Here is a 4,076-nt window from a genome sequence, read left to right on the forward strand (position 1 = left end):
CTGGGCGACCCCTACGAGGCCGTCATCGTCACCGGCAGCGGCACGGCGGCCTTCGAGGGCGCCCTGGTCAGCCTGGTGCCCGAAGGTGCCAAGGTGGTCAACGCCTCGGCAGGCAAGTTCAGCGAGCGCTGGGGAGAGCAGGCCGAGCGGCTGGGCTACGCCGTCACCAAGGTGGAAAAGCCCTGGGGCGAGCTGCTGGACGCAAATGAGATCGCCGCCGCCTGCGCCGGAGCCTACGCCCTGTGCATTACCCATAGTGAAACCAGCACCGGGGCGCTGCACGACCTCCAAACCATCGCGGCGGCGGCGAAGGCGACCAACCCCGACCTCATCATCATCGTGGACGGCGTGACGAGCTACGGCGTGGCCGAACTGCGCGCCGCCGACTGGGGCATCGACGCCGTGGTGTCCGGCTCGCAGAAGGCGACGGCGGCGCCCCCCGGACTGGGCTTCGTGCTGTTTTCCCCGCAGGCCGAATCGAGGCTCGTCAAGAACACCTCCAAGGGCTTCTACCTCGACCTGGAGCGCGAACTGAGCGGCCAGAAGGAGGGCAACACGCCCCAGACCCCGGCCATCAACCTGGTCTACGCGCTGGGCGCCTCGCTGGACCGGCTGCTGAGCGTGCCCCTGGAAGTGCTGTGGGCCGAGAAGAAGCGCCAGAACGACGCATTGATCGCGGCGGGTACGGCGCTGGGGTCACCGGCCTGGGCCAGCCGGGTGACCCCGGCGGTGGCCGTGCTGCGCGGCCCTGTGGGCGTCGGCGGCAAGCGGGTCGCCGCGCAACTGGCCGAGATGGGCCAGCGGGCCTTACCCGGCCAGGCGCCGCATGAGGACACCGTGTTCCGCATCAGCACCCTCGGTTACGCCGACCGCTACGACGCCCTGGCGCTGGCCGGAATTCTGGAAGACGCCTTCGCCGCCCTGAAGGTGCCCTTCGAGCGCGGCGCGGCGGTGGCGGCGGCCTGGCGGGTCATTTCGGGGTAAACCCTCGTTCCCTGATCGGGTACGGCTCGCCAGGTCCGGCTTACCAGGTCCGGCTTACCAGGTGTCGCCGCCGCCGGGTGGGGGCCAGGCGCCGATCAGGCGGCGCACCACGATGATCTGGCCGAAGTGGTGGGCGGTGTGCAGCGCGAAGTCGGCCAGCAGCCCGCCGATGGTTTCCTCATGGTTGACCGGGTGGTGCAGATCGGGCCGGGCGGCGTGGGTGTCGCTGCGGCTCAGCAACTCGTAGAACTCGGCCTTGAGGCGCTCCCAGTCGCTGGCCTGCACGGTGGGCCAGGTATCCGAGGCGTGCGGCGGGTACGGCACCGGGGCGCCGGTCTCGATCACCGCCAGCATCCAGGCGTTCCACCAGTTGACGTGGGCCAGCAGCCCGGCCACGCTGTAGGGCAGCCCCGGCGCCGCCGACCCGGCCTGAACGCCGCTCAGACCCGACAGGGTGCCCTCCACGCCGAGGTAAGCCTGGCCGCCCCGGTACAGGCGCGGCAGCAACCGGACCAGCGAGGCGCCGGACTTAGCAGCAGTGTCTCCGGATTCAGCAGCAGCGTCTTCAGAAGAGGTCTTGCCAAAAGAGGGGCTCATACCGGTATTGTGCAGCGCCGTGTCAGTCGGGAACTGTTCGCCGCCCCCTCAGCGCGGCAGGGTCAGGCGTTTGCCGTCCAGCGGGGTGCTCAGCACGATGCTGGTGTCGCAGGTAAAACCCATCTGGATCAGCTCGCCGAGCAGGCTTTCGAGCGCCGCCACGTCGGGCAGGGCGACTTTGAGCATGCAGGAGTTGTCGCCGGTCACCGAGTGGCATTCCAGCACGCCGTCGTTGCCCTGTGCCCAGCGAATGAGTTCGGGGTCGCGCTTGCCGCTGCCCTGCACGCCGACAAACGCCGTGATGGCCCGGCCCAGCGGGCGACTCGCCACGCGCGCGCCGTAGCCCAGGATCACGCCGCTGTCTTCCAGCCGCCGGACCCGCTCGGTGACGGCAGGCGCCGACAGGCCCACCCGCCGCCCCAGCTCACGCATCGAGAGCCGGGCGTCTTCCTGCACCTCCTGCAAAATGCGCTGGTCGAGCGAGTCGAGTGCGGCGCCGGGCAGCTTCATGGCCGTTCCTTCATGCGCCTAGTCTACTCATATTCCTTTCAAATGCCAAGCCCGGCGGGCTGTCCCCAGTGCCACGGCGGGCCGTCTTGCGATATGCCGTCACTTCGTATACCGCCGCAAACAGGCGAAAATCGGTATGGTGAGGTATGTTCCGTTGCCGCCTGCCCGATCACGCTCCCCCGACCTGCGCGGTGAGGATGTGCGAATGAGCGCGGCGTCAGGGTGGTGGCGCTCGCTGAGGGTGTGGGGCCTGGGCGCCAGCGACACTGCGGCGGATCACGCCTCGGCGGAGTCCTGGCAGAGCGTGCAGCGCACCGTCTGTCTGTGGCTGGGGCCGCTGGGTGTGCTGTCGTGCCTGATCGGACTGTTGGCCCAGCGGTACACCACCTTGTTTTTCCAGACCTCGCTGACCTTGCTGGCGCTGCTGCTGGCAACGCTGACGCTGCTGCTGCTCGTGCGGGTGCTGAACGTCGGCACGGTGACGCGCACCGCCTTCGTGGCCTACGCCGCTGTCATGCTGCTGAGTCTCAACCGCGACTTTACCTACTGGGTGCCGCAGAACCAGGCGACGAGCAGCGTGCTGTACTGGATCGCCATTCTCTACACCATGGCCTTCGTGACCTTTCCGGCGCGGGGCGCGGTGCTGGCCTGCCGGATTATCTTTGCTGGGGTGGTGGGCATCTGCGCGGTGCGGCTGGGCATGCTCTACGGTGCCGGGCAACTCACAGGCCGGATCGGCGCCTCGGTGGCGCAGTACCTGATTTTCAACGCCGTGCTAGTGCTGGCGCAGTTCGCGGTCAGTCGCCTGCGGCTGCAACTCGACGAGGCGCGGGCCGTGGCGTACCTCGACGCCCTGACCGGCCTGCCCAACCGCCGCGCCGCCCAGTGCCTGCTCGAAACGCTGGTGAGCACCGCCCAGCCGTTTTGCGTGGTGACGTTCGACATCGACCACTTCAAAACGGTCAACGACACGCACGGCCATCAGGTCGGTGACGGCGTGCTGTGCCAGATCGGCCCGCTGGTCACTGCTGCCCTACTCCGGCCACAGATACTGGCCCGCTGGGGCGGCGAGGAATTCGTTCTGGTGTTGCCGGGTCTGGACATGGCCCAGGCGCGCGCCCTGGCCGAAGGGGTTCGCCTCAGTCTGGCCGGGCACGACTTCGCCCCGGCGGGCCGCCTGACCGCCAGCTTCGGGGTCTCGGAGTGGGTGGGCGGCAACGATGTGGAGGCCGTGCTGCGCCGCGCCGACGCCGCCCTCTACGCCGCCAAGCGGGGTGGGCGCAACAGTGTCCAGGTGGCTCAGGTGGGCGCGACGAGTCCGTAGATCTGGTCCAGGGTGAGCGTCAGGTCCGGGCGGGGGAGGGTGACGGCGCCGATGCCCTCCAGCTCGCGTTCGGTCCAGCCTCCCTCCTGCCGCTGAATCACCCGTACCAGGCGCTCGGAGGGGTTCGATAATCAGGTAGGTCTGGAGGCTGCTCAGGCTGGTGTAGGCCCACAGTTTGTCGGTCAGGTCGCTGTGCCGGGTGGCGGGGCTGAGCACCTCCACGATGAGGTAGGGCGAGGTGGCGATGGTCGCGTCGTCGTCCAGGGGGCTCGCAGGTGACGACAATATCGGGGTAGTAGTAGGCGGCTTTGCCCGTCGGGCTGCGAACGGAGACGCGCATGTCCGACTGGTAGGTGGCGCAGCCCTGCTGGCGGGTGGTCGGTGCCAGCGCCAGCACCAGGCTGATGCACAGCTCGCCGTGCTTGCTGGTGGCGCCTGTCTGAGCCCGCGAGGTGCCTCGCAGCGGGTAGACGAAACCCGCCACATACTCGCGTTTGACGGCGCTGAGGGGCTCTGAACGCAGGTACTCCTCCTCGGACATCTGCTGGAAGGCCGGGTCGCTCATGGCTGTATGGTACGCTCCACTGCCGAATCCGCCGCTGGGTAGATCAGCCGGATCAGTTTCAGCAGGTCGCCCTTCGCTGCCGCCCCGGCTTCCAGT

Annotated in this window: 5 protein-coding genes and 1 pseudogene; 2 read left to right on the forward strand and 4 right to left on the reverse strand. The window is 68.6% G+C overall.

The genetic code is table 11. The features are described from left to right. The coding region (locus tag Q0R23_RS14865; protein ID WP_293914205.1) for an alanine--glyoxylate aminotransferase family protein at positions 1–984 on the forward strand (984 nt) is incomplete at its 5' end. A gap of 54 nt (positions 985–1,038) precedes the next feature. On the opposite strand, the gene Q0R23_RS14870 is transcribed toward Q0R23_RS14865, so the two are convergent. Both Q0R23_RS14870 and Q0R23_RS14875 read right to left on the reverse strand, forming a co-directional pair. After that, a complete protein-coding gene (locus Q0R23_RS14870) occupies positions 1,039–1,581 on the reverse strand; it encodes a DinB family protein (protein ID WP_293914207.1) in 543 nt (180 codons plus the stop codon). Between the two features lie 48 nt (positions 1,582–1,629). Next, on the reverse strand, positions 1,630–2,091 hold the full coding sequence (locus tag Q0R23_RS14875; protein WP_293914208.1) for an Lrp/AsnC family transcriptional regulator: 462 nt from the start codon (positions 2,089–2,091) through the stop codon (positions 1,630–1,632). A 205-nt stretch (positions 2,092–2,296) separates the two neighbouring features. Here Q0R23_RS14875 and Q0R23_RS14880 point away from each other — a divergent pair, with 205 nt between their 5' ends. Beyond that, a complete protein-coding gene (locus tag Q0R23_RS14880; protein ID WP_293914209.1) occupies positions 2,297–3,415 on the forward strand; it encodes a GGDEF domain-containing protein in 1,119 nt (372 codons plus the stop codon). On the opposite strand, the gene Q0R23_RS14885 is transcribed toward Q0R23_RS14880, so the two are convergent. Further along, positions 3,391–3,516, reverse strand: coding sequence for a hypothetical protein (locus Q0R23_RS14885; protein WP_293914210.1), 126 nt, complete (start codon positions 3,514–3,516; stop codon positions 3,391–3,393). The two genes, Q0R23_RS14880 and Q0R23_RS14885, sit on opposite strands and share 25 nt — an antisense overlap. Before the next feature lie 79 nt (positions 3,517–3,595). Then, positions 3,596–3,980, reverse strand: a pseudogene (locus Q0R23_RS14890) (Uma2 family endonuclease); the annotation flags it as partial. Positions 3,981–4,076 lie beyond the last annotated feature (96 nt).

The organism is Deinococcus sp. (assembly GCF_025362455.1).
GTDB lineage: Bacteria > Deinococcota > Deinococci > Deinococcales > Deinococcaceae > Deinococcus.